2 tRNA genes and 2 rRNA genes are annotated in these 2,069 nt (G+C 45.4%); all 4 read left to right on the top strand.

Going from position 1 to position 2,069, the window contains the following annotated elements:
- Positions 1-58 (top strand): 16S ribosomal RNA (locus ACVBIK_RS20615); the annotation flags it as partial.
- A 202-nt stretch (positions 59-260) separates the two neighbouring features.
- Positions 261-337, top strand: a tRNA-Ile gene (locus tag ACVBIK_RS20610).
- Positions 338-461: 124 nt separating this feature from the next.
- Positions 462-537 (top strand) — tRNA-Ala (locus ACVBIK_RS20605).
- A 371-nt stretch (positions 538-908) separates the two neighbouring features.
- Positions 909-2,069, top strand: a 23S ribosomal RNA gene (locus ACVBIK_RS20600); the annotation flags it as partial.

The raw sequence follows: 2,069 nt of genomic DNA, 5'->3' as shown, positions 1-2,069 counted from the left end.
TGGGGTGAAGTCGTAACAAGGTAGCCCTAGGGGAACCTGGGGCTGGATCACCTCCTTACCTATACGACTAACTTAATAGTTGTTGAGTGTTCACACAGATATGCTTGTCGTAAAGAAAGAGCAAATAATCGAAAGGTTATTTTTGAGGATTTTGATTCTTAATCAAGGCACTTGAAGAGTCTCGCAGGGAGTGTGCTTTAGCACATGACTGAGAAACGATGATAGTAACGATGAGAAAGGATTAAAAGACCAAAAAGAATGGGTCTGTAGCTCAGCTGGTTAGAGCGCACCCCTGATAAGGGTGAGGTCGGTGGTTCAAGTCCACTCTGACCCACCAAATCTTCGCTTATTCATCGTTAGATTAATACTCGTTTAGAATAACACTAAACGTCGCATTAACCTGCCTTGAGTAATCTCGATTTGGTGTACCATTTGATTAATTTGTTTGACTGCATGTAAATGGGGCTATAGCTCAGCTGGGAGAGCGCCTGCCTTGCACGCAGGAGGTCTGCGGTTCGATCCCGCATAGCTCCACCATTTACTTACTTTTTTGCTGAAATTGTAAGCTCATGCACTGGTTAGAGATGCCAAAGATAAATGCAGAATTTATCTTTGGCTTTTTTAAGCCCGCTCTTTAAAAATTTGGAAAGCTGATAGTGTTAATGTGAAAGGGACAGTGACTGATTTATCGGTTGTTGTTTATAGCATTAATGCGAAATTAAAAAATTGAGTTCTAAAAACACTTAACATTAAGTGTCTTGGCTTACTGCTTCACATTTATTTGTGAGGGATTAAGTAAAAAATTCTAATTTTGGCGAAAGTAGAAACCATTAGTTACAGTACGGCTGTGTTGAGCTTACCCGCTCAAGACAACGAGTACGTCTCATAGAGACTTATTTGGGTTGTATGGTTAAGTGACTAAGCGTATATGGTGGATGCCTTGGCAGTCAGAGGCGATGAAGGACGTAGTAACTTGCGAAAAGCGTTGGCGAGCTAGTAACAAGCATTTGAGCTAACGATGTCCGAATGGGGAAACCCACATGCATAAGCATGTATCACTACATGAATACATAGTGTAGTGAGGCGAACCCGGGGAACTGAAACATCTAAGTACCCGGAGGAAAAGAAATCAACCGAGATTCCCCTAGTAGCGGCGAGCGAACGGGGATTAGCCCTTAAGCGTAGAGGGTGTTAGTGGAATGTGTTGGAAAGCACAGCGGCACAGGGTGATAGCCCCGTACATGAAAACTAACTTTACGTGAAAACGAGTAGGACGGGACACGTGACATCCTGTTTGAACATGGGGGGACCATCCTCCAAGGCTAAATACTCCTGACTGACCGATAGTGAACCAGTACCGTGAGGGAAAGGCGAAAAGAACCCCTGTGAGGGGAGTGAAATAGAACCTGAAACCGTATACGTACAAGCAGTGGGAGCGGTTCTTGAGACCGTGACTGCGTACCTTTTGTATAATGGGTCAGCGACTTACATTTTGTAGCAAGGTTAAGCGAATAGCGGAGCCGTAGGGAAACCGAGTGTTAACTGCGCGTTTAGTTGCAAGGTGTAGACCCGAAACCGAGTGATCTAGCCATGGGCAGGTTGAAGATTGAGTAACATCAATTGGAGGACCGAACACACGTATGTTGAAAAATGCGGTGATGACTTGTGGCTGGGGGTGAAAGGCCAATCAAACTCGGAGATATCTGGTTCTCCTCGAAAGCTATTTAGGTAGCGCCTCGTACGAATACCATTGGGGGTAGAGCACTGTTAAGGCTAGGGGGTCATCCCGACTTACCAACCCTTTGCAAACTCCGAATACCAATGAGTACTATACGGGAGACACACGGCGGGTGCTAACGTCCGTCGTGAAAAGGGAAACAACCCAGACCATCAGCTAAGGTCCCAAAGTTATTGCTAAGTGGGAAACGATGTGGGAAGGCTTAGACAGCTAGGATGTTGGCTTAGAAGCAGCCATCATTTAAAGAAAGCGTAATAGCTCACTAGTCGAGTCGGCCTGCGCGGAAGATTTAACGGGGCTAAGCAATACACCGAAGCTATGGGTACTAGTG

It is taken from the genome of Shewanella sp. 125m-1, assembly GCF_052977065.1.
Note: the sequence above shows the minus strand (reverse complement) of the source record. Positions and strands in the feature narration are given on the sequence as shown.